Annotated in this window: 18 protein-coding genes; 6 read left to right on the top strand and 12 right to left on the bottom strand. The window is 70.5% G+C overall.

Annotated elements, in window-relative coordinates:
* Positions 1 to 140 precede the first annotated feature (140 nt).
* Genes HNO83_RS04560 through dut form a run of 4 tightly spaced genes read right to left on the bottom strand, consistent with a single transcriptional unit; the run spans position 141 to position 4,490 of the window.
* Entirely contained in the window at positions 141 to 2,516 is a 2,376-nt protein-coding gene (locus HNO83_RS04560) for a cation-translocating P-type ATPase (RefSeq protein ID WP_175336313.1), read from the bottom strand.
* 22 nt (positions 2,517 to 2,538) lie between these two features.
* Positions 2,539 to 3,351, bottom strand: coding sequence for a DUF3159 domain-containing protein (locus HNO83_RS04565; protein ID WP_175336314.1), 813 nt, complete (start codon positions 3,349 to 3,351; stop codon positions 2,539 to 2,541).
* A gap of 9 nt (positions 3,352 to 3,360) precedes the next feature.
* A complete protein-coding gene (locus tag HNO83_RS04570) occupies positions 3,361 to 4,035 on the bottom strand; it encodes a DUF3710 domain-containing protein (RefSeq protein ID WP_175336315.1) in 675 nt (224 codons plus the stop codon).
* On the bottom strand, positions 4,032 to 4,490 hold the full coding sequence (gene dut, locus HNO83_RS04575) for a dUTP diphosphatase (RefSeq protein WP_175336316.1): 459 nt from the start codon (positions 4,488 to 4,490) through the stop codon (positions 4,032 to 4,034). The genes HNO83_RS04570 and dut overlap by 4 nt, the downstream gene beginning before the upstream one ends.
* A gap of 39 nt (positions 4,491 to 4,529) precedes the next feature.
* On the opposite strand from dut, the gene HNO83_RS04580 reads away from it, so the two are divergent.
* Positions 4,530 to 4,976, top strand: coding sequence for a DUF3093 domain-containing protein (locus tag HNO83_RS04580; protein ID WP_175336317.1), 447 nt, complete (start codon positions 4,530 to 4,532; stop codon positions 4,974 to 4,976).
* An 11-nt stretch (positions 4,977 to 4,987) separates the two neighbouring features.
* Here the strand turns inward: HNO83_RS04580 and HNO83_RS04585 are convergent, their stop codons facing one another.
* Positions 4,988 to 5,281 (bottom strand): DUF4193 domain-containing protein, encoded by a 294-nt coding sequence (locus HNO83_RS04585; RefSeq protein ID WP_026307201.1) that lies wholly within the window; start codon positions 5,279 to 5,281, stop codon positions 4,988 to 4,990.
* 204 nt (positions 5,282 to 5,485) lie between these two features.
* Between HNO83_RS04585 and sepH the strand changes: the two genes are divergently transcribed.
* Positions 5,486 to 6,619, top strand: a complete 1,134-nt coding sequence (gene sepH / locus HNO83_RS04590; protein ID WP_175336318.1) for a septation protein SepH — start codon at positions 5,486 to 5,488, stop codon at positions 6,617 to 6,619.
* Between the two features lie 13 nt (positions 6,620 to 6,632).
* On the opposite strand, the gene HNO83_RS04595 is transcribed toward sepH, so the two are convergent.
* A complete protein-coding gene (locus HNO83_RS04595; protein ID WP_175336367.1) occupies positions 6,633 to 7,754 on the bottom strand; it encodes an alkaline phosphatase family protein in 1,122 nt (373 codons plus the stop codon).
* 84 nt (positions 7,755 to 7,838) lie between these two features.
* Here HNO83_RS04595 and HNO83_RS04600 point away from each other — a divergent pair, with 84 nt between their 5' ends.
* Positions 7,839 to 10,319 carry a DNA gyrase/topoisomerase IV subunit A gene (locus HNO83_RS04600; RefSeq protein ID WP_175336319.1) on the top strand — a complete coding sequence of 827 codons (2,481 nt, stop codon included), beginning with the start codon at positions 7,839 to 7,841 and terminating at the stop codon, positions 10,317 to 10,319.
* A 98-nt stretch (positions 10,320 to 10,417) separates the two neighbouring features.
* On the opposite strand, the gene HNO83_RS04605 is transcribed toward HNO83_RS04600, so the two are convergent.
* Complete coding sequence (locus HNO83_RS04605; protein ID WP_175336320.1) at positions 10,418 to 12,517, bottom strand: DNA gyrase/topoisomerase IV subunit B; 2,100 nt, start codon at positions 12,515 to 12,517, stop codon at positions 10,418 to 10,420.
* Positions 12,518 to 12,729: 212 nt separating this feature from the next.
* On the opposite strand from HNO83_RS04605, the gene HNO83_RS04610 reads away from it, so the two are divergent.
* From HNO83_RS04610 to alr, 3 genes are read left to right on the top strand one after another with little or no spacing between them, the layout of a single operon-like run.
* Complete coding sequence (locus tag HNO83_RS04610; RefSeq protein ID WP_018191296.1) at positions 12,730 to 12,966, top strand: DUF7455 domain-containing protein; 237 nt, start codon at positions 12,730 to 12,732, stop codon at positions 12,964 to 12,966.
* A 34-nt stretch (positions 12,967 to 13,000) separates the two neighbouring features.
* The gene (locus HNO83_RS04615) at positions 13,001 to 13,723 is read left to right on the top strand and encodes an alanine racemase (protein ID WP_217498653.1); all 723 of its coding nucleotides are present in this window, start codon (positions 13,001 to 13,003) and stop codon (positions 13,721 to 13,723) included.
* Positions 13,724 to 13,733: 10 nt separating this feature from the next.
* Positions 13,734 to 14,810: an alanine racemase gene (alr, locus tag HNO83_RS04620; RefSeq protein ID WP_175336321.1), complete on the top strand. Its 1,077-nt coding sequence runs from the start codon at positions 13,734 to 13,736 to the stop codon at positions 14,808 to 14,810.
* Positions 14,811 to 14,888: 78 nt separating this feature from the next.
* Here alr and HNO83_RS04625 read toward each other — a convergent pair whose 3' ends face one another.
* The 5 genes from HNO83_RS04625 to HNO83_RS04645 all read right to left on the bottom strand — a co-directional run bounded on the left by HNO83_RS04625 (position 14,889) and on the right by HNO83_RS04645 (position 20,769).
* Positions 14,889 to 15,605 (bottom strand): type 1 glutamine amidotransferase, encoded by a 717-nt coding sequence (locus HNO83_RS04625; protein ID WP_175336322.1) that lies wholly within the window; start codon positions 15,603 to 15,605, stop codon positions 14,889 to 14,891.
* On the bottom strand, positions 15,602 to 16,876 hold the full coding sequence (locus HNO83_RS04630) for a MurT ligase domain-containing protein (protein ID WP_175336323.1): 1,275 nt from the start codon (positions 16,874 to 16,876) through the stop codon (positions 15,602 to 15,604). Before HNO83_RS04630 ends, HNO83_RS04625 begins: the two co-directional genes overlap by 4 nt.
* 4 nt (positions 16,877 to 16,880) lie before the next feature.
* Complete coding sequence (locus HNO83_RS04635) at positions 16,881 to 18,248, bottom strand: RNA polymerase sigma factor (RefSeq protein WP_175336324.1); 1,368 nt, start codon at positions 18,246 to 18,248, stop codon at positions 16,881 to 16,883.
* A gap of 199 nt (positions 18,249 to 18,447) precedes the next feature.
* On the bottom strand, positions 18,448 to 19,779 hold the full coding sequence (locus HNO83_RS04640; protein WP_175336325.1) for an MFS transporter: 1,332 nt from the start codon (positions 19,777 to 19,779) through the stop codon (positions 18,448 to 18,450).
* A gap of 60 nt (positions 19,780 to 19,839) precedes the next feature.
* The gene (locus HNO83_RS04645; RefSeq protein ID WP_175336326.1) at positions 19,840 to 20,769 is read right to left on the bottom strand and encodes a proteasome assembly chaperone family protein; all 930 of its coding nucleotides are present in this window, start codon (positions 20,767 to 20,769) and stop codon (positions 19,840 to 19,842) included.
* Positions 20,770 to 20,777 lie beyond the last annotated feature (8 nt).

A 20,777-nucleotide genomic window follows, 5' to 3' on the forward strand; every position in this document is an offset into this window, starting at 1 on the left:
AATGCCCTCTCCTTCGTCGGCAGGCGATGTCCACGCACGCCTCGTCCATCTTCGTCGTCCGTCGAAGCGCCTTTCCAGCAAGGTAAGCCTAATTCACCGTGAACGGAAAGTATCTTGACGTCGAGATAAATCTACCACGCTCAGAGGCGGTCGAAGACCAGGCCGCGCCGCTTGGCGAACCGGTAGAACAGCTCCACGCCCACCGCCCCGGCGGCCCCGACGAGCACACCCCAGGCGAGTGCGGCATCCAGTGCGACGTGCATCTCGAAGAAGGACGCGGTGAACGGGATGACGCACACCAGCACGAACGCCGCGGCCACCGCCGCGAGCAGCAGCCAGCGCGCTCCCGTCAGCGGCCGGGTGAGCACGCACAGGATCCACAGCGAGACGCAGAACAACGCGACCGTGGTGACACTGCGCGCCTCGTGCAGCGGGACGCTGTGGTAGAGCGGCGCGTAGGCGACGATCGCGGTCACCCCGGCGATGAGGCCGGTCGGCACGGAGTAGCGCAGGATGCGGCCGAGCACCCCCGGCGTGTAGATGCGCTTGTTGGGCGCGAGCGCCAGGAAGAACGACGGGATGCCGATGGCGAGCGTCGAAACGAGCGTCAGCTGCCGCGGCAGGAACGGGAACGGCCACAGCACGACGGCGCTCACCAGGGCGAGCAGGATGCCGTAGGTCGTCTTCGCCAGGAAGATGTTCGAGACACGCTCCACGTTGGCGATGACCCGCCGCCCGGATGCGAGCACGTCCGGAAGCCGGTCGAACCGGTCGTCGAGCAGCACGACGCGCGAGACCGCCTTGGTCGCCGCGGTTCCGGTGCCCATCGCGATCCCGAGGTCGGCGTCCTTCACCGCCATCGCGTCGTTCACGCCGTCGCCGGTCATCGCGACCGTCCTGCCGCGCTCCTGGAGCAGCCGCACGGCCGCGCGCTTCTGGTCCGGGCTCACCCGGCCCAGCACGCTCGCGGTCTCCAGCGCGTCGGCCAGCTGCTCGTCGGTGTGCAGGGTGGACGCGTCCACCGCTTCGCCCTCCAACTGCAGCTCCCGCGCGATGGCCGCGACGGTGACCGGATTGTCGCCGGACATGACGACGACCCGCACCGCCTGCTCCCGGAAGTAGCCGAGCGTGTCGCGCGCCTCCGGGCGGAGGGTCTCGGCGAGCAGCACGAGCTCGGCCGGCTCGACGCGCGTCCCGGCGAGCGGCGTGTGCACCTCAGCGGGCAGCGGGTCGATCGCGCGGGCGAGCGCCAGGGTCCGCAGGCCGCTCGCGGCGAGCTCCGTGGCCCGAGCGAGCTGTTCGGGGTGCGCCTCCAGTACTCGCTCCGGCGCGCCGAGCACCCAGGAGCTCTCCTCGCCGTCGACGGTCATCGTCAGGGCGCTGTACTTGGTGGCGGAGGAGAACGGGATGCGGCGGCTCACGTGGAAGCGGTCGCTGCGGAACGTCGAGCCGAGGATGCCCGAGGTCGCGTTCCCAGCCTCGTCCGACCCGAACGCCGCGAGAGCGATCTCGGCGAGCTCCTCCCCCGCCGGCGCGCACAGCGGCTCGATGCCGTGCAGGTCGAGTTCGCCGGTGGTCAGCGTCCCGGTCTTGTCGAGGCACAGCACGTCGACGCGGGCGAGCACCTCGACGGCGGCGAGCTCCTGCACCAGCACCTTGCGCGAGGCGAGCTGGATGGCCGCCACCCCGAAGGCGAGGCTGGTCAGTAGCACGAGTCCCTCCGGGATCATGCCGACCACCGCCGCGACCGCGTCGAGCAGCGCGCGCCGCCAGCGGTCGTCGACGAACACCTCGGAGAACCCGCCGTAGGTGAGCACCCGGCCGACGAGCGTCACCAGGATGAGCGGGCCGAGCACCCACGAGAGGTAGACCAGGATGCGGTTGGTCGCCTCCCGCAGCTCCGACCGCACGAGCGAGTGCTTGCGGATCTCGCTCGTCAGCCGGCTGGCGTACGAGTCGGCACCCACTGCGGTGACCAGCGCGAGCCCAGTGCCCGTCACGACGTGCGAGCCGGAGAGGAGCAGCGCGTCCTCGTCCTTGAACACCGGGTCGGACTCCCCGGTCAGCATCGACTCGTCGAGGGACAGCCCGGTGCTCTCCACCACGACGGCATCGGCGGGGATCTGGTCGCCCGGCCGCAGCACGAGCAGGTCGTCGATCACCACGTCTTCGAGCGCCACCGTCACGGCCTGGCCGTCGCGGCGCACGCGGCTGTGCGGTGCGGCGAGCAGCGCGGCGCGGTCGAGCACGCGCTTCGCGCGGTACTCCTGCACGATCCCGATGAGCGCGTTGACGACGACGATGCCGAAGAAGAACCCGTCGCGCAGGTCGCCCAGCAGCAGGACCGCGACGAAGCAGGCGGTGAGGATGCCGTTGAACAGCGTGAAGATGTTCTCGCGGAGGATGTCGCCCAGCGACCGCGAGCTCGGCTGGGTCTGGGTGTTGACGCGGCCGTCCGCGACACGCCTGGCCACCTCAGCGGCGGTCAGCCCGTCGCGCGTCCCCACCTCCGGCATCCGTCCCCCTCGTACGCCCGCTCTACCCCGCCGACGTGGTCCGTCGGGCGCCCTCGGCGGGCTTCTGCGGGAACTGTCCCTTCACCACGAACCAGGTCACCAGCAGGAGCGGCGCATAGAGCGGCACGCCCATCAGGAGCTTCGTGAGCGCCAGCGCGCTGGTGGCGGCGTCCGTGTGCGCGAGGTACAGCGGCACCTGCACGACCAGCCGAGCGGCGAACAGGAGGAACCAGAGGAAGGTCAGCGCCTGCATCACGCGGAACTTCCGCTTGTCCTTGCGCCAGGCCACGCCGTCGCCCATCAGGTACCCGGCGGCCAGGCCGATGACCGGCCACCGCACGAGCATGGAGATCAGGATGGCAGCGGCGTACGCGGCGTTGGTCCAGATCCCGAGGAGGAAGTTGTCCTCCCCGCGGCCGGTGATGAGCGCCAGGATCGCGGAGATGCCCACGCCGATCAGCCCCGCCATGGCCTGAGTGACCGGCGTCTTGCCGACGATGCGGACGACCGTGAAGACCGCAGCGACCGCCACGGAGGCGACGATCGAGAGCGGCACGTTCTGCGTGAAGGTGAAGAGCACGAGGAACACGAGCCCGGGCAGGATCGTCTCGCACAGGCCGCGGATGCCGCCGAGTGCACCGAGCAGGGCCGCGCCGGTCGAGGTGTCCGCCTCGGTCAGCTGCCCGAGGCCGGAGCGGCGCGCGGCCGCGGCGATGCTGTCGCCGAGGCGCGGCGCGCCGTCCGTCGTGGGCTCGCCCGGCATGGGCTCGTCCGCCGCGGGCGTGCCGCTCTGCGGTCCGCCGGTCGTCGGGTCCGGCCGGTCCTGATCGGTCATGGTGACGCCTTAAAGAGAGGAGTAGTCGTTCTCGTTGCCGGCCGTCGGAGCGGTCGGCATGCGCAGTGGGATGAGGTCGCGCGGGGGCATGGGCACCGAGCCGCGCACGACCACGATGCTGCGGAAGAGGTCTTCGACCAGCGCCGCGGCCTCCGGCTTCACCGCCGCGTCGCCCGCGATCACACCGCGGAGGAACCAGCGGGGTCCGTCGACGCCGACGAAGCGCGCGACCCGCGTCTCGACCGCGCCGTTCGGCTCCGCCGCGACGGGGATCTCGGCCACCAGTTCCGGCCCGAACGCGCCGTCGCGCTCCGACACCCGGCCGCCCTGGCGCTGGATCTGATCGGTGATCTGATCGCGGATCTCGTGCCACAGCCCGCTCGACCGCGGCGCGGCGAACGGCTGCACCTGCAGCGTCGAGTTGGCGTAGTCGAGGCCGACGGCGACGACGCGCTGCGACTCCTCCTCGACCTCCAGGCGCAGGTGCAGGCCCTCGCGCGGGAGGATCTTCACGCCGCCCAGGTCGACGTACGGGCGAACCGGGTTCGCCTCGCTCTCGTCGAGCGGCCCCTCGGTGGCGCGGTCCTCCGGCGCCGACTTCTCGAACTCCTCGGCCTCGGCCGTCTGCTGCTCGAGCTCGGCGCCCCGGTCGGCCCCGCGAGGGGTGTCGCTGGTGTCGCTCACGCGTGTTCTCCTGCCTCGGTCACGGTGTACCCGGACGAGCCGAAGCCCGCGGTGCCGCGGTGGCTGTCCGGGAGGGTGTCGACGGGGATGAACCGGGCTCGCGTGACCGGCATGACGATCAGCTGGGCGATCCGGTCGCCGACGGCGATATCGTACGGCATCGACCTGTCCGTGTTGAGGAGGGTCACCCGGATCTCGCCGCGGTACCCGGCGTCCACCGTGCCCGGCGCGTTGACGATGGTCAGGCCGTGGCGCATGGCCAGGCCGCTGCGCGGGACGACGAACGCCGCATACCCCTCGGGGAGGGCGATCGACACGCCGGTCGGCATCGTGAACCGCTCCCCCGGGCCCAGCGTGACCGCCTCGGCCGCCGACAGGTCGGCGCCGGCGTCGCCCGGGTGCGCGTAGGCGGGCGGGAACGTGGCGATGATGGGGATGTCGACGGTATCGGTCACGTGTCGAGGCTAGTGCAGAAGTCTGATCGAATAGGGGGCATGGACCTCTACCGCGAACGGCTGTGGGCGACCCCCTGGCTGTTCATCTCCACGTTGCTCGTCATCCCTGCCGTGATGCTCGTGTTCGCCCCGATCAACCTCACGATCGGCATCGTGCTCGCGATCGCGATCTACGCCGCCTGGGCCGTCTTCCTGGTCGCCACGGCCCCGACCGTCCGCGTGACGAAGGACGAGCTGGTCGCCGGCAGCGCCCGCATCCCGCTCGCGCTCACCGGCGAGCCGACCGCTTACCGCGGCGAAGACGCCGTGCTGGAGCGCGGACGGCGCCTCGACGCGCGGGCCTGGCTGCTCATCCGCGGCTGGATCAAGCCGGTCGTGAAGGTGCCGGTCCTGGATACCGACGACCCGGCCCCCTACTGGCTCCTCTCGACAAGAAACCCGGACCAGCTGGTCCGGGTTCTCGATGAGGCTCGCCTCGCTTCCTAGTCGACCTGTCGTCAGGCGGCGCACTCCACGCAGATCGGCCCGAGCTTGGTCTCGTGGTCGATCTGGGAGCGGTGCTTCACCAGGAAGCAGTTCACGCAGGTGAACTCGTCCGCCTGGGGAGGCAGCACCACGACATCGAGGTCGAGGTCGGAGAGGTCGGCACCGGGGAGCTCGTATCCGCCGGGGTTGTCAGCATCTTCGACGTCGACGACCCCCGACATCTTGTCCGGGACACGCTCCTTGAGGGCCTCGATCGACTCGGAGTCGTCCTCGGTCTTCCGCGGTGCGTCGTAATCCGTTGCCATGCCCATCCACTTCTCGTCGTAACGGCCGATTCTCGCAATCGGCGGCCATAGTTTGCATCAATAGCCCCCGAATAGCAAAACCGTTCAGGAGCCTCTCAGCGATTGCTGGATGTGCAACTTCCGGCACGCCCGCGCTATTCCCCGGAATGCCTGTGCTCCCGTGGCATTCTGGGCCGGTACGAACGAGCTCGGAAGGCAATCCACATGCAGGATCTGAAGGTCATCGGGGTCGAGAACGGCGCGCTGGTCGCCGTCGGCGACGACGGTGAGCGTTTCCGCATCGCCGTCGACGAGGCGTTGCAGTCGAAGGTGCGCCAGGTGCGGCAGGAGACGTCCGCCGAGGCACCCAAGCTCTCCCCGCGCGAAGTGCAGGCGCACATCCGGTCCGGCATGTCCGCGGAGGACGTCGCCGCGGTCACCGGCGCTCCCCTGGAGTACGTCCAGCGCTTCGAGGGACCCATCCTCGCCGAGCGCGAGCACATCGTCGCGAGCGCGCTCAGCGTGCCCGTGCACACCACTGACGCCGTCGACCCGCTGGGCGAGGGCGAGACCTTCGGGTCCGTCATCCGCGACCGGCTGGCATCGCTGGGCGTCGTGGGCGAGCGCTGGGCGAGCTGGAAGGACAGCGAGACGGGCTGGATCGTTAAGCTGGAGTTCACAGCGGACACGATCGACCACGACGCCCGCTGGTCGTACGACGTGCGCAAGCACGCGCTCGCGCCGCTCAACTCCGAGGCCACCACGCTCTCGCAGGCGGGCGAGCTGCGCGGCGGGGCGCTCATCCCGCGGCTGCGCGCGGTGCTGCCTCACGAGACCGAGCCGGACACCTCCCGCTTCGACAGCGGTGCCTTCACGTTCCCGGCGCCGAGCGTCGACCTGCTCGGCCCGGAGATCACCCAGCCGATCGAGCCGCTGCCGTCCGGGCGCATCCCGGGTGCCAACAACTCCATCCCGGTGTCGGCGATGAAGCGCGCCGACGACGGCACCCCGCGCGACCTGCACCAGACCGCCGACCTGCTGGAGGCGCTGCGCCGCCGCCGGGGCGAGCGCGAGTCCGCGAGCTACGACGACCAGCCCGCTGCGCCCGAGCCCGAGGCGAGCGCGCCCGTGCAGCCTCTGCCGCCGGCGTTCCGCGTCGTCGAGGAGCCCATCCCGGTCGTGGAGCAGCCGCCGCTGCCGCTGGATGTGCCCGCTCCCCCTGCGTCCTCGTCATCGACGACCCCGGCCTCCACGAACGACTCCGGCCCGCAGCCCTCGGCCCGCAAGAAGGGCCGCGCCTCCATGCCCAGCTGGGACGAGATCGTCTTCGGCGCCCGCACGGACGACGACCTGGCCTGACCCCGCGCAGGGATCAGCCGGCGGCGCCGAAGCGCAGTAGCGGGACGCGGGTCTCCTCCGGCGTGAGCGAGCCGTGCTGGCCGACCATGTTGCGCCCGGTGCGCTGCGGGTCGCGGCCGTCGTAGTAGGCGATGCGCTTGCGGGCGGCGACGAGCACGTCGCCGATCCGCGGCGCGACCTCCGGATCGACGGCTGCTCCGAACCAGCCGGCCTCCGCCGCCTCCTCGCGGGTGGCCACCCACGAGCGGTCCCCTTCGGCGTCCCGCCAGCGCCGGGCGACAGCCTCCGCCTCTCCCGTCTCGGTGTAGACGTGCAGCATCCGCGGCTCGCCGGCGATCTCCGCCACGCCCTCCAGCAGCTCCGGCGCGGTGTCGTAGAGGATGTGGCCGCTCTCGGGCACATCCACCACACCGTGGTCCGCGGTCAGCAGCGCGCCGCGGCCCGGGCCCAGCCGGCGGGCGAAGCCGGCGACCAGCGCGTCCAGCGTCTCCAGGGCGGCGGTCCAGGCCGGTGACTCCCAGCCGCGGGCATGCGCGAGCGCGTCGAGCTCGGCGACGTAGAGGTACGTGAGCCCGGGCCCGGCGGAGGCGACGACCTCGGCCGCGACCTCGAACCGCTCCGCGAGCGACTGGACGCCGACGAACTCCGCGCCGCGCAGCACCGCCTCCGTGAACCCCGACCCGGCGAACTTGGGCAGCCCGATCGCGCGGGCGCGCACCCCCTGCTCGACCGCACGCTCGAACACCGTGCGCGAGCGCTGCCAGGTGGCGGGATCCATCCGGCCGTCCCAGCCCGACAGCTGGTTCGTGAGACGACCCGCCGCGTCGCGCACCCGGTAGCCGACCATCCCGTGCACGCCGGGCGTCGTGCCCGTCGTCAGGGTGGTGAGGGCGGCGGCGGTCGTCGTCGGGAAGCCGGCGTCGATCGTGGTCGTCTTGCCGAGCAGCGGCGCGAGCGTCCTGGCGTGGCCGGAACGTGCCCGCAATGCGGCGGCACCGAGGCCGTCGACCAGGATGACGACGACGTGCTCCATCCGCGGCAGGGACAGCTCGTTCGCGTCCCCGGACAGCGCGGCCAGCGAACTCGGGAGAACCGTGGCGAGGCTCGCTCGGGTGGAGAACGCGGCCGGTAGCATGGGGGGCATCCGGCCCAGTCTGGCACAGCCAGCTCCGCCGGCCCCCGCCCCTCCCCCAGAGGCCACACAGCACAGATTGCACGAATGACCCCCGCAGACGACCAGCCCGCCGCCGGAACGACCGAGCGCATCGAAGACGTCGACGTCACCACCGAGATGGAGGGCTCGTTCCTCGAGTACGCCTACTCGGTGATCTATTCCCGGGCCCTCCCGGACGCGCGCGACGGCCTGAAGCCGGTGCAGCGCCGCATCCTCTACATGATGACCGAGATGGGCCTGCGGCCCGATCGCGGCCACGTGAAGTCCGCCCGCGTCACCGGCGAGGTCATGGGAAAGCTGCACCCGCACGGCGACGGCGCCATCTACGACGCCCTGGTGCGGATGGCGCAGGACTTCACCCTCCGCGTCCCGCTGGTCGACGGCCACGGCAACTTCGGCTCCCTCGACGACGGCCCCGCCGCCGCCCGGTACACCGAGGCGCGCCTCGCTGCGGCCGCGCTGGCCATGACCGAGGACCTCGACGAGGACGTCGTCGATTTCGTCCCCAACTACGACAACCAGCTCATGCAGCCGGACGTGCTGCCCGCCGCCTTCCCGAACCTGCTCGTCAACGGCGCCAGCGGCATCGCGGTCGGCATGGCGACGAACATGGCGCCGCACAACCTGATCGAGGTCGTCGGCGCCGCCCGCCACCTGCTGGAGAACCCGGACGCGACCCTCGACGACCTGATGGCGTACGTCCCCGGCCCCGACCTGCCGAGCGGCGGCATCATCGCCGGCCTGTCCGGCGTGCGCGACGCGTACGCGACCGGCCGCGGCAGCTTCCGGATGCGCGCCAAGGTGTCCGTCGAATCGATCACCGCGCGCAAGAGCGGGCTCGTGGTCACCGAGCTCCCCTACGGCGTCGGGCCCGAGAAGGTCATCGAGAAGATCAAGGACGGCGTCAACGGCAAGAAGCTCAACGGCATCTCCGACGTCACCGACCTCTCCGACCGGCAGCACGGCCTCCGGCTGGTCATCGGCATCAAGACCGGTTTCAGTTCGGAAGCGGTGCTGGAGCAGCTCTACCGCCACACGCCGCTCGAAGAGGGCTTCTCCATCAACAACGTCGCCCTGGTCGCCGGCGGCCCGCAGACCCTCGGCCTGCGCGAGCTGCTGCAGGTCTACCTCGACCACCGCATCAGCGTGGTCACCCGGCGCTCCCGGTTCCGTCTGGCCCGCCGCAAAGAGCGCCTGCACCTGGTCGAGGGCCTGCTCATCGCGATCCTCGACATCGACGAGGTCATCCAGGTCATCCGCACCTCCGACGACACCGAGCAGGCACGCGGACGCCTCATGCAGGTGTTCGACCTCAGCACGCTGCAGGCCGACTACATCCTCGAGCTGCGCCTGCGCCGGCTGACCAAGTTCAGCCGCATCGAGCTGGAGACCGAGCGCGACCAGCTGCGCGCCGAGATCGAGGAGCTGGAGGCGATCCTCGCCTCGCAGCAGCGCATCAACGACCTCGTCTCCGACGAGCTGGAGCGCGTGGCCACGACCTTCGGAACGCCGCGCCGCACGCTGCTCACCGAGGCCAAGCCTTCCATCGCCGGGGCGTCGCGCAGCAAGGCCGCGACGGTGCAGCTGGAGGTCGCCGACGTGCCGACCCGCGTGTACCTGTCGACGACCGGCCGCATCCTGCGCGTCGACGCGGGTGCGACGGAGGAGCAGGGCCTCGACCGCATCCAGCCGCCGGCGCGCCGCAGCAAGCACGACGCGATCCTGTCGCAGCTGGACACGACCAGCCGCAGCGAGATCGGCGCGATCACGAACCGCGGCCGGCTCATCCGCTTCTCGCCCGTCGACCTGCCGGGCGTGCCGGCCAACTCCATCCAGCTCGGCGCCGGCGTGAAGATCGGCGACTACCTGGCGCTCGCGGACAAGAAGGAGCGCATCCTGGCGCTCGCCTCCCTCACCGACACCGAGCGGACGATCGCCCTCGGCACCAAGCAGGGCGTCGTGAAGCGCGTCGCGGCCGGCGACTGGGCCAACAAGCCGGAGTTCGAGATCATCGGCCTGAAGGACGGCGACGAGGTCGTCGGCGCGACGACCGTCACCGACGACGACGAGCTGGTGTTCGTCGCGAGCGACGCGCAGCTGCTGCGCTTCGCGGCGTCGTCCGTGCGGCCGCAGGGCCGGGCGGCGGGCGGCATGGCCGGCATCAACCTCGGTGCCGGCGCGCGGGTCATCTTCTTCGGCGCGGTCGCCGCGGACGACGCCGAGCAGGCGGTCGTCGCGACCATCGCGGCGAGCGATGCGACCCTGCCGGGCGCCGACCCCGGCACTGCGAAGGTCAGCGACTACGCCGAGTACCCGGCGAAGGGACGCGCCACCGGCGGCGTACGCGCCCAGCGCTTCCTCAAGGGAGAGAGCGAGCTGGTGCTGGCCTGGGCCGGCCGCGGGCCCGCGCTCGCGGTCGCCCCCGACGGCGTCGCGCGCAGCCTCCCGGAGGGCGGCTCACGCCGAGACGGCTCCGGCACCCCGCTCGACACGGTCGTCGGCTCCCTCGGCCGCCAGATCCGCTGACCGCCCGCCTCTCCCCCGACTCCCCAGCCGCCAGCTCCGGAGTTTTTCGACCAAATCGCCGCGATTCGGTCGAAAAACTCCGGAGCTGTTGGCTTGGGTCAGGCGTCGATGCGGGCGCGCGAGAGGTCGTCGGCGCCGGCGATGATGAACTCCTTGCGCGGGGCCACGTCGTTGCCCATGAGGAGCTCGAAGACGCGGTTGGCCGACTCGGCGTCCGAGACACGCACCCGGCGCAGGGTGCGGTGGGCGCGGTCCATCGTCGTGGTCGCCAACTGGTCCGCATCCATCTCGCCGAGTCCCTTGTAGCGCTGGATCGGCTCCTGGTACTTCTTGCCGCGCTTCTTCAGGTCGGCGAGCACCGCGTGCAGCTCGGCCTCCGAGTAGGTGTAGATCGTCTCGTTCGGCTTCGACCCCGGGTTCACCACGACCACGCGGTGCAGCGGCGGGACGGCCGCGAACACGCGCCCCTCCTCGATCATCGGCCGCATGTACCGGAAGAACAGGGTGAGCAGCAGCGTCCGGATGTGGGCGCCGTCGACGTCCGCGTCCGACATGATGATGACCTTGCCGTAGCGTGCCGTCGATAGGTCGAAGCTGCGCCCCGATCCCGCGCCGATGACCTGGATGATGGCCGCGCACTCCGCGTTCGACAGCATGTCCGAGATGGACGCCTTCTGCACGTTGAGGATCTTTCCGCGGATCGGCAGCAACGCCTGGTACTCGCTGTCCCGCGCGCGACGGGCCGTGCCGAGCGCCGAGTCGCCCTCGACGATGAACAGCTCGCTGTTGGCGACGTCGTTGGAGCGGCAGTCGACCAGCTTCGCCGGAAGCGACGAGGTCTCGAGCGCGTTCTTGCGGCGCTGCGTCTCCTTGTGGGCGCGCGCGGAGATGCGCGACTTCATCTCGGCCACGACCTTGTCGAGCACGAGCGCCGACTGCGCCTTGTCGTCGCGCTTCGACGAGCCGAACCGCTCCGACATCGCCTTCTGCACCACGTTCGCGACGATCGCGCGCACCGCGGGGGTGCCGAGGATCTCCTTGGTCTGGCCCTCGAACTGCGGCTCCGGGAGGCGGACGGTCAGCACGGCGGTGAGGCCGGCCATCACGTCGTCCTTCTCCAGCTTGTCGTTGCCCGCCTTGAGCCGGCGCGCGTTCAGCTCCACCTGCTGGCGCAGGAACTTGAGCATCCCCTGGTCGAATCCGGCCTGGTGGCTGCCGCCCTTCGGCGTCGCGATGATGTTGACGAAGCTCTTCATCACCGTGTCGTATCCGGTGCCCCAGCGCAGCGCGATGTCGACCTGGCAGTCGCGCTTCAACTCGGTGGGCACCATCGCTCCGGTCTCCGACAGCACGGGGACGGTCTCGGTGAAGTGCCCCTCGCCAGTCAGGCGCCAAGTCTCGGTGATCGGGCTGTCCGGCGCGAGGAAGTCGACGAACTCGGAGATGCCGCCCTCGTACCGGAAGGTGGTGCGTCCCGCGGGCTCTGCGCCGCCGGCCGCCGGACGCTTGTCGTCGATCGACAGCGACAGCCCCGGCACGAGGAACGCGGTCTGCCGCGCACGTCCGATCAGGTCGTCGGTGGAGAACTCCGCGCCCTTCGTGAAGATCTGCCGGTCGGCCCAGTAGCGGATACGGGTTCCGGTGACGCCCCTCTTGACCTTGCCGACGACGCGCAGCTCGCTTCCGCTGACGAACGGCGCGAACGGGCTGTCGGGGCTCGCCTCGCCGCCCTTGTCGTCGAAGACGCCGGGCTCGCCGCGGTGGAAGGACATCGCGTAGGTCTTGCCGTCGCGGTCCACCTCCACGTCGAGGCGCTCGGACAGCGCGTTGACGACCGAGGCGCCGACGCCGTGCAGGCCGCCGGAGGCGGCGTACGAGCCGCTGCCGAACTTGCCGCCCGCGTGGAGCTTGGTGAAGACGACCTCGACACCCGAGAGTCCGGTCTTCGGCTCGATGTCGACCGGGATGCCGCGCGCCTGGTCGCGCACCTCCACGCTGTCGTCCGGGTGCAGGATGACCTCGATGTCCGACCCGTATCCGGCCAGCGCCTCGTCGACGGAGTTGTCGATGATCTCCCAGAGGCAGTGCATCAGACCACGGGAGTCGGTGGAGCCGATGTACATGCCGGGACGCTTGCGGACGGCCTCCAGCCCCTCGAGCACCGAGAGGTGCCTGGCCGAATAGTCCGAACTCGCCACGAGCGCTCCTTGTGGATCGATGCGCCCACCGCGGGTCCGGGCGCATGTGCCCCTCCAGCCTAAGCGCCGGGCGGTGGAGCCTACGCCACGACACGGGTGCGCCCGGGAGGCTACGCGTTGAGCGAAATAGCAGCCAATGCGCGCCTGATTGCCGAACATCCGTGGTTCTATAGACGTACCGAGTTCACCGGTTGCGACGGAAGGAGCATCACATGTCGACACTCACCTCGGAGAACGGGGCGGTTGACGAGCTCGCATCGGGGCCGCAACTGACGGCCGCGGACCGTTGCGACAGCTGCGGCGCGCAGGCGTACATCCGCGTCGTCGTGAACAACGGCGAGCTCCTGTTCTGTGCCCACCACGGCAAGAAGCACCAGGAGAAGCTCTCGCAGATCGCCCACAGCTGGCACGACGAGACCGCTCGCCTGTTCGAAGAGCAGCGCGCTTAACGCGGCCGTCGCGAACAGCGAGTCCGACCGGGCGATGACGATCAGGACCGGCGTGCGCAGGCGCGCCCACATCGACCTCTCCGTCATCCGTTCGACCGTCGCCTCGCTCGCGACACCGCTCCCCGACTGCGCCGCCGATCTCCGCGCCGACGCGTACGGACACGGGTTGATCCCCGTCGCTCGTACGCTGACGGATGCGGGGGTCGGCGGTTTCGTCGTCTCCCGGGTGGAGGATGCGGCCGCCGTCGCCGACGAGGGGCTGCCGGTCGACGTGACGGTCGCCGGGCAGGCGGAGTCCGCCCTCCACGATCGGGTGCTGCTCGGTCCGGAGCTGCTCGGGCTCGACCCGGCGCGGCCGTCCGCTCCGGCGATGCGCCTGGAGGGCGAGGTGATCGCGGTCAAGCGCGTCCCCGCCCACCGCGGCGTCTCCTACGGCTACACGTATCGCACCGAACGGCCGAGCACGCTCGTGCTCGTCGCGCTCGGCTACGCCGACGGCATCCTCCGGGTGGCCTCGAACAAAGCCCCCGTCAGGGTCGGGCGGACCACCGGCCGGATCACCGGCCGCATCGCCATGGACCAGTTCGTCGTCGACATCGGCGACGACACAGCGGAGCCCGGCGACGCGGTCATCCTGTTCGGGGATGCCGCGCTGGGCGAGCCGACCGTGCTCGACTGGGCCGACGCGCTCGGGGTCGCGGCGTCGGTCATCACCAGCCGGCTCGGGCGCCGTATCGAGAGGACGTACAGCGAGTGAGGACGCCCGCATGACCATCGTGGATGCCATCGCCGAGCCGCTCCCCCGCGCCGTCATCGACCTCGCGGCGCTCCGGCACAACGTCGCGCACCTGACCGGGCTCATCGCACCCGCGCAGACCATGCTCGCGGTGAAGGCGGATGCCTACGGCCACGGGCTGCTGCCGATCGCCGACGCCGGACTCGACGCCGGGGCGACCTCGTTCGCCGTGCTCGAGATCCCCGCCGGGCTGATCCTGCGGAGCGTCGGCATCGACGTCCCGATCCTGGCCTGGCTGCACGGGCAGGACACCGACTGGCGCGCGGGCATCGAGGCCGATATCGAACTCGGCATCTCCGCCGTGTGGCAGCTGGAGGCGATAGCCGTGGCCGGCGCCGACCGTCCCGCCGTCGTGCACCTCAAGGTCGACACCGGACTCAGCCGCAACGGCGCGACCCGCGAGGACTGGCCGGGGCTGATCCGCACGGCGCTGGAACTGCAGGAGCGCGGGGTGCTCCGCATCCGGGCGGCCTGGTCGCACCTGGCCGACGCGTCCATCGCGGACGACGAGGCGGCCCTCGCCGAGTTCCGGGATGCGGTCGCCGAGGCGGAGTCGCTGGGCGCCCGCTTCGAGGTGCTGCACCTGGCCGCGAGCTCCGCCGGCATCCGGATGCCCGAGGCGCGCTTCGACTTCGTCCGGTTCGGGATCGCCGCCTACGGCTTCTCCCCGTTCGACGACTCGACGGGCGCCGAGCTCGGCCTCATCCCGGTGATGCGGCTGGAGGCTCCGGTCACCGAGGTGCACGTGGGCGGCACCACGCACGTCCGGCTCGGCATCGGGTACGGCGACGGCGTCCCCACGCTGGGGATCGCGAAGACCTCCGTGCAGCTGAACGGCCGGCGCTGCCCGGTGATCTCCGTCGAGGTGGACGGGATGCTCGTCGATGCGGGCCCGCACCGCGTCGAGGTGGGCGACACCGCCATCCTGTTCGGCCCGGGCACCGCCGGCGAGCCGACCGCCGAGCAGTACGCCGACTGGGCCGAGACGATCGCCGACGAGATGGTCACCGGCGTCTCCGCCCGCGTCCCCCGTGTCTACATCAACTGACCCCCGAAGCCATCAGCTCCTGAGTTCTTCGACCCGACACGCCGGTGCGGGGTCGAAGAACTCAGGAGCTGATGACTGCTAGAGGGAGACGCTGAGGCGGTCGGCGATGGCTCGGCGCGCGTTCGTGGCGTAGCGGTCGACGCGCTCCGTCTGCGGCACCGGCGGCAGTTCGGCGCGGAGGGCGGTCGAGAGCAGGCGGTCGGCGAGCACCGGGTTCATCGGCAGCAGCGGCCCGTGCAGGTGCGTGCCGATCGACGCTCCGACCACCACGCCCTCGGTCGAGCCGTCGTTGCCCGTCCCGCTCACGATACGGGCGAGCGGCTCCGCACCCTCGAGCACGGTGCGGGCGGAGTGGTTCTCGAAGCCGGCGATGGCGGTGCCGTCGGCCAGCCGGGCCACGACCTCGCCGACGTGGCGCTTCGGGCCGAGTGCGGCGCGCGTCGGGAACACCGCGGCCCCGGCGAGCACCTCGCCCTCTGCGGTCTCGAGCTCCGTGCCGAGCAGCTGCCAGCCTCCCGCGATCGCGAGGATCGGGACGCCGGCATCGCGCCACTCGCGCAGTTTCGGCGCGATGCGCAGTACGTCCTGGTGCACCGCGCGCTGACCTGACAGCGGCCCCGAGCCGATGTGCACGATGTCCGCGCTCGGCGGCAGCTCGGCGCCCGGCGCGTGCCTGACCGTCTCCACATCGACGCCGCGCCAGCGGGCGCGCTCGGCGAGGGCGAGCACGTTTCCCGCGTCGCCATTGATGCCCAGCTCCGACGGGTACAGGTGCAGGATGCGCAGCACGGTCATCGCTCGCCGCCCTCCAGGTCGAGGAAGCCCAGCTGCTTGCGGATCAGCATCATCTGCTCGTAGTTGACGATCATGGTCTTCGTGCCGCGCGACGGCTTCGGCAGCGCGAGGAAAGCCTGCAGCGCCGGCTTCAGCTCGGGCACGACCTGGTCGACATCGATACCCGCGTAGGCGAAGCGGGTGGCGAACTGCCAGGCCTTCGTGCCGGAGATCACATCCACGTGGCTCAGCTTCGACAGGTCGATGTCGTAGATCCACGACGGGTCGGGCGTGCCCTCATCGACCGAGACGAACACCTGCTCCGGCGACTCGCTCAGGTAATCAAGATTGAGCTGCAGGCTCGGCGGATTCTTCATCATGATGATCTCGACGTCCTCGTCGCCGACCTTCAGCGTCTCTCCGCGTCCGTAGACCGTGCGCAGCGCCGCCATGGCGGCGACGACGGCGTTCGGCTGGAACCGGTCACCGAGCAGGCGACGCGCCATCGCGGTCGCGCCGGCGGCATCCACCGCGTAGTGCAGGCCGCGCGCGGGCAGCCCGATGCGCACGTTCTCGCCGCCGATCGTCAGCTGGGCGCTCTGCACCTCCAGCTTGCTGACGAACACCGACGGGATGGGGAGCGCCCCCGCCGCGGCACCCGTCAGGTCCTTGACGTTGGCCAGCCCGTTCGGCGACGCCTCGATGATGGACGGCGCGACCGCGAACGTGCTCACGTCGCGCCCCTGCGCCGCCAGCTCCGCACCGACGCGGGCGAGGCTGTCGTCGTCGGCGTTCACCACGACGAACTCGGACGAGCCATCCGCGATCGAGCGCAGCATCCCGATGACGCGGGTCGGCTCGAAGAAGCGGTTCAGCTGGTCGATCTGGACGTTGAGCAGCAGCGAGCCGCGCGGCTTCAGCACGCGCGCGAGGTCGACGCCGTAGGCCTCGTCCACCTCGATGACGCCGACGTCGCCGCGCACGTAGCCGTCGAGCGGCACATCGGCGAGCAGCGCGGACGCGATGCCCTGCGGCAGGTTGCCGCCGGACGGGTTGGTGAAGACGTCCAGCCCGTGCTCCCGCAAGATGGCAGTGAGCATGTTGGTCGTCGTGGACTTGCCGTTCGAGCCGGACACGAACACGACGCCGAGGGGCAGCCGGCTGACCGCACGCTCCAGGAACTTCGGGGCGATCGCGAGCGCGACGCGGCCCGGCACCGCGGAGCCGCCTCCCCGCAGGCGCAGAAGCCAGCGGGCGAGGCGGCCGGCGATGACCGCCAGTCGGTAGCGCACCGGTTTACTCGAGGTAGTCGCGCAGCGACTGCGAGCGGGACGGGTGGCGCAGCTTCGCCATCGTCTTCGACTCGATCTGGCGGATGCGCTCGCGCGTCACGCCGAACGTGTCACCGATCTGGTCGAGCGTCTTCGGCATCCCGTCGCCGAGGCCGAAGCGCATGCGGATGACGCCCGCCTCGCGCTCCGACAGCGAGTCGAGCAGGCTCTCCAGCTGCTTCTGCAGCATGGTGAAGCCGACCGCGTCGGCCGGGACGACCGCCTCGGTGTCCTCGATCAGGTCGCCGAACTCGCTGTCGCCGTCCTCACCGAGAGGAGTGTGGAGCGAGATGGGCTCGCGACCGTACTTCTGCACCTCGATGACCTTCTCCGGGGTCATGTCGAGTTCCTTCGACAGCTCCTCGGGAGTGGGCTCGCGGCCCAGGTCCTGCAGCATCTGACGCTGCACGCGGGCGAGCTTGTTGATGACCTCCACCATGTGCACCGGGATGCGGATGGTGCGCGCCTGGTCCGCCATCGCGCGGGTGATCGCCTGACGGATCCACCAGGTGGCGTACGTGGAGAACTTGAAGCCCTTCGTGTAGTCGAACTTCTCGACCGCACGGATGAGGCCCAGGTTGCCCTCCTGGATGAGGTCCAGGAACTGCATGCCACGGCCGGTGTAGCGCTTGGCGAGGGACACCACGAGACGCAGGTTGGCGCCCAGCAGGTGGCTCTTGGCGCGCTGGCCGTCACGGGCGACCCACTTCAGCTCGCGCTCGAGCTCCTTGCTGAGGTTCGGCGTGTTCGCGAGCTTGTCCTCGGCGAAGAGGCCCGCCTCGATGCGCATCGCGAGCTCGACCTCCTCCGCCGCGTTCAGCAGCGGGACCTTGCCGATCTGCTTCAGGTAGTCCTTGACCGGGTCGGCGGTGGCGCCGGTGATCGTCGTCGAGTAGACGGGGATGTCGTCTTCCTCGTCGACGGCGCGCAGCACCAGGGCGTCGGTCGGCAGGGGCAGGTCGCCGGCGGGCGCCGCGACGGGCGCAGCGCTCCCGGTCTCGTCGCCGTCGGTCTCCTCCGACTCGGTGTCGGCGTCGCCTTCGGCAGCGGCCTCCGTGTCGGAGTCGCCCTCCGCCTCCGTCTCGTCGTCCTCGTCGATCACTACCTCGGCCTCGTCGTCGAGAACATCGTCGTCCTCGTCGTCCGCAGCCTTGCCCTTCGGGGCGGCCTGCTTCTTCGCAGCCGTCGACTTGGGCGAAGCCTTCTTGGGCGCCGCCTTCGTGCCCGCCTTCTTGGCTGCGGGCTTCGCCGTCTCCTCGCCCGCCGCCGCGGTCACGGTCTCGTCGACCTCGACCTCCGGCTCGCGGGTCTTCGTTGCTGCACGGGTTGCCATGTGAACACCTTTCATACCAAGCGGAGGGGCCGGGATCCTGACGGCCGGGCCTGGCTCAGGGTTTGCGTGCGGACACTACTAAGACCCATGTCAAGTCCTGGGGGTCTGCGCCGTGCATCGTCTAATGCTCCGGCCCCAGGAGATGAACGGGTCCAGGAATCAATTATTGCACGTTCCCCGTGTTCCCCCGACCACGTCGTTACAGAGCCTCGCGGCCGCCGCGCCTCCTCCACGCTCCGACGAGTGCAACCCAGAGAGGGGCCACTTCTATTCCCTCTTCCTCCAGGAGATGACGGCGCGTCCGGCGGCGTGCGCGGACGAGGAAGGCGACGCCGATCCCGACGATCACGTACTGGATGGCGAACGCCCAGCGGAAGTGGTCGAGCTGGTAGAGCTGCGCGTCCCCCTCCGCGCCGTGCGCCTGCAGATCGAGCGACACGCCGATCAGGAACATCATCACGAAGCTGGCGAGGAAACCGCCGACGTTGACGATGCCGTTGGCCGACCCGAGGCTGTGCAGCGGGTTGAAGGTGCGTGCGAAGTCGAAGCCGATCAGCGAGCCGGGGCCGCCGATCCCGATGGCCGCGATGAGCACGATGATCGTCCAGAGCGGCGGCTTCCCCGGCCACAGCAGCACCAGCGTCCAGGCGGCGGCCATCAGCGCCACGATGCCCAGCACGAGGTTGCTCCGCCGCATCGGGAAGCGGGCGGTGAGGATGCCGAGGATGGGCCCGGACACGAGTCCCGCCCCGACCAGCACCGTCAGCAGCGCCGATGCCTCGGCCGGCTCGATCCCGATCGCGAAGACGAGGAACGGGATGCCCCACATCAGGCTGAACACGGTCCCGGAGGACTGGGTGACGAAGTGCGACCAGAAGCCGAGCTGCGTGCCGGGCCGGGCCAGGCTGATCCGCAGCTGGCGGAGCGAGTCGGACCACGTCGCGGGCCGGGGCCCCTCGCTCGCGCCGACCGGCCGGTCGGTCACGCCCAGCACGATGCCGATGAGCGCGACCACAGAGAGCGAGGCGGCGGAGAGGAAAGCGACCGTCCAGCCGGAGAGGTGCAGGAGCAGGGCGAACGGCACGGCGGAGAGCACCTGGCCGAGCTGCCCGACGTTGCCGATCCACTGCGACAGCTGCGGCACGATGCGGCCGCGGAACCAGGAGTTCACCAGCCGCATCAGCGAGGTGAACACCGTCGCGTCCCCCGCCCCCACCAGGATGCGGCCGACGATCGCGATCGCAATGCTCGGCGCGAGCGCGACGGCCACCTGTCCGACGACCATCAGGGCGGTGCCCACGAGCATGAGGACACGGGAGCCGATCCGGTCGATCAGCACGCCCACCGGCACCTGCATGCCGGCGTACACGATGAGCTGCACGACGGCGAGCGTCGACAGCACGGACGCGGAGACGTGGAAGCGCTCGGTCGCCGCGACACCCGCGACACCCACGGTGGTGCGCTGCATGACGGCGATCAGGTAGGCGAAGACGCCGATCCCGTAGACGATCCAGGAGCGACGCGAATTCACCGAACGATCCTACGCCCGGCTATGCACCGGCCGGGAACCGGGTATGCGCTGAGCGCGCGGTCAGCGATCCCCGCGCGGGTTGTCCTCGTCGCCGTGACGGCGGAAGGCCAGGAAGTTCTCGAGCTCCGCGGCGATCTCGTCGGCGCTCGGCAGCTCGCCGTCGCTGTCGGTCAGCGGCGAGCGCAGCTGCGTGTCCTCCATGTAGGAGTCGTGCCGCTCCTCCAGCGTGCCGACCAGGCGGCCGAGCTCGGGGTTGCCGGCGACCTGCTCGTCGATGTTCGCCACGAACTCCCGGTCCTCCTGCCGCAGCCGGTCGGTCGGGAAGATCAGGCCGGTCGACGCGCTGATGGAGTCGAGCGCGGCGACCGCGGCCGCCGGGTACTCGGTGTCGGCGAGGTAGTGCGGGATGAGCAGGATGAAGCCGGCGATCGGGTACGACTGCTGCTGCAGGCGGTACTCGAGCAGGTGCAGGGCGTTGGCGGGCACCTGGGTGTGCGGCTTCCAGATCGACATGGAGTCGATCAGCTCCTGGCGGTTGCCGCTGACCGTGACCCCGATCGGGCGGGTGTGCGGCACCGGCATCGGGATGGAGTGCACCCACGTGATCGTGGACACCGTGAAGCGTTCGATCAGGCCGAGCACCGCCTCCGTGAAGGCCTCCCAGCGGAAGTCGGGCTCGAAGCCGGAGAGCAGCAGGAACGGCTGACGGAGCTCGTCGTAGGCGAGGTAGAGCTTGAGCGTCGCCGGCTGGTAGTCGGTCAGGTGGTCCTGGTCGAAGTAGATGATGGGCCGGCGCGCCCGGTAGTCGAGCAGGATGTCGGCGTCGAAGGTGGCGACGACCTCGCTGTCGAGGGTGCCGAGCAGGTAGGTGCCGAGCTGGCTCACGCCGGAGCCCGCGTCGGCGAAACCGGTCAGTCCCGCGACCAGCGGCAGGCCTTCCGGCACATCGAGTGCCGGGTTGAGCTCGAACAGTTCGCCGGGGTCTCGCATACGTCAAC

Source organism: Leifsonia sp. C5G2 (genome assembly GCF_013359685.1).
GTDB lineage: Bacteria > Actinomycetota > Actinomycetes > Actinomycetales > Microbacteriaceae > Leifsonia.

Bases quoted from the DNA above. Each gene is read 5' to 3' on its own strand.
- HNO83_RS04560 (WP_175336313.1), bottom strand. From the start codon at position 2,516: ATGCCGGAGGTGGGGACGCGCGACGGGCTGACCGCCGCTGAGGTGGCC.
- HNO83_RS04565 (WP_175336314.1), bottom strand. From the start codon at position 3,351: ATGACCGATCAGGACCGGCCGGACCCGACGACCGGCGGACCGCAGAGC.
- HNO83_RS04580 (WP_175336317.1), top strand. From the start codon at position 4,530: ATGGACCTCTACCGCGAACGGCTGTGGGCGACCCCCTGGCTGTTCATC.
- HNO83_RS04585 (WP_026307201.1), bottom strand. From the start codon at position 5,281: ATGGCAACGGATTACGACGCACCGCGGAAGACCGAGGACGACTCCGAG.
- sepH (WP_175336318.1), top strand. From the start codon at position 5,486: ATGCAGGATCTGAAGGTCATCGGGGTCGAGAACGGCGCGCTGGTCGCC.
- HNO83_RS04595 (WP_175336367.1), bottom strand. From the start codon at position 7,754: ATGCTACCGGCCGCGTTCTCCACCCGAGCGAGCCTCGCCACGGTTCTC.
- HNO83_RS04600 (WP_175336319.1), top strand. From the start codon at position 7,839: ATGACCCCCGCAGACGACCAGCCCGCCGCCGGAACGACCGAGCGCATC.
- HNO83_RS04610 (WP_018191296.1), top strand. From the start codon at position 12,730: ATGTCGACACTCACCTCGGAGAACGGGGCGGTTGACGAGCTCGCATCG.
- HNO83_RS04615 (WP_217498653.1), top strand. From the start codon at position 13,001: ATGACGATCAGGACCGGCGTGCGCAGGCGCGCCCACATCGACCTCTCC.
- alr (WP_175336321.1), top strand. From the start codon at position 13,734: ATGACCATCGTGGATGCCATCGCCGAGCCGCTCCCCCGCGCCGTCATC.
- HNO83_RS04625 (WP_175336322.1), bottom strand. From the start codon at position 15,605: ATGACCGTGCTGCGCATCCTGCACCTGTACCCGTCGGAGCTGGGCATC.
- HNO83_RS04635 (WP_175336324.1), bottom strand. From the start codon at position 18,248: ATGGCAACCCGTGCAGCAACGAAGACCCGCGAGCCGGAGGTCGAGGTC.
- HNO83_RS04645 (WP_175336326.1), bottom strand. From the start codon at position 20,769: ATGCGAGACCCCGGCGAACTGTTCGAGCTCAACCCGGCACTCGATGTG.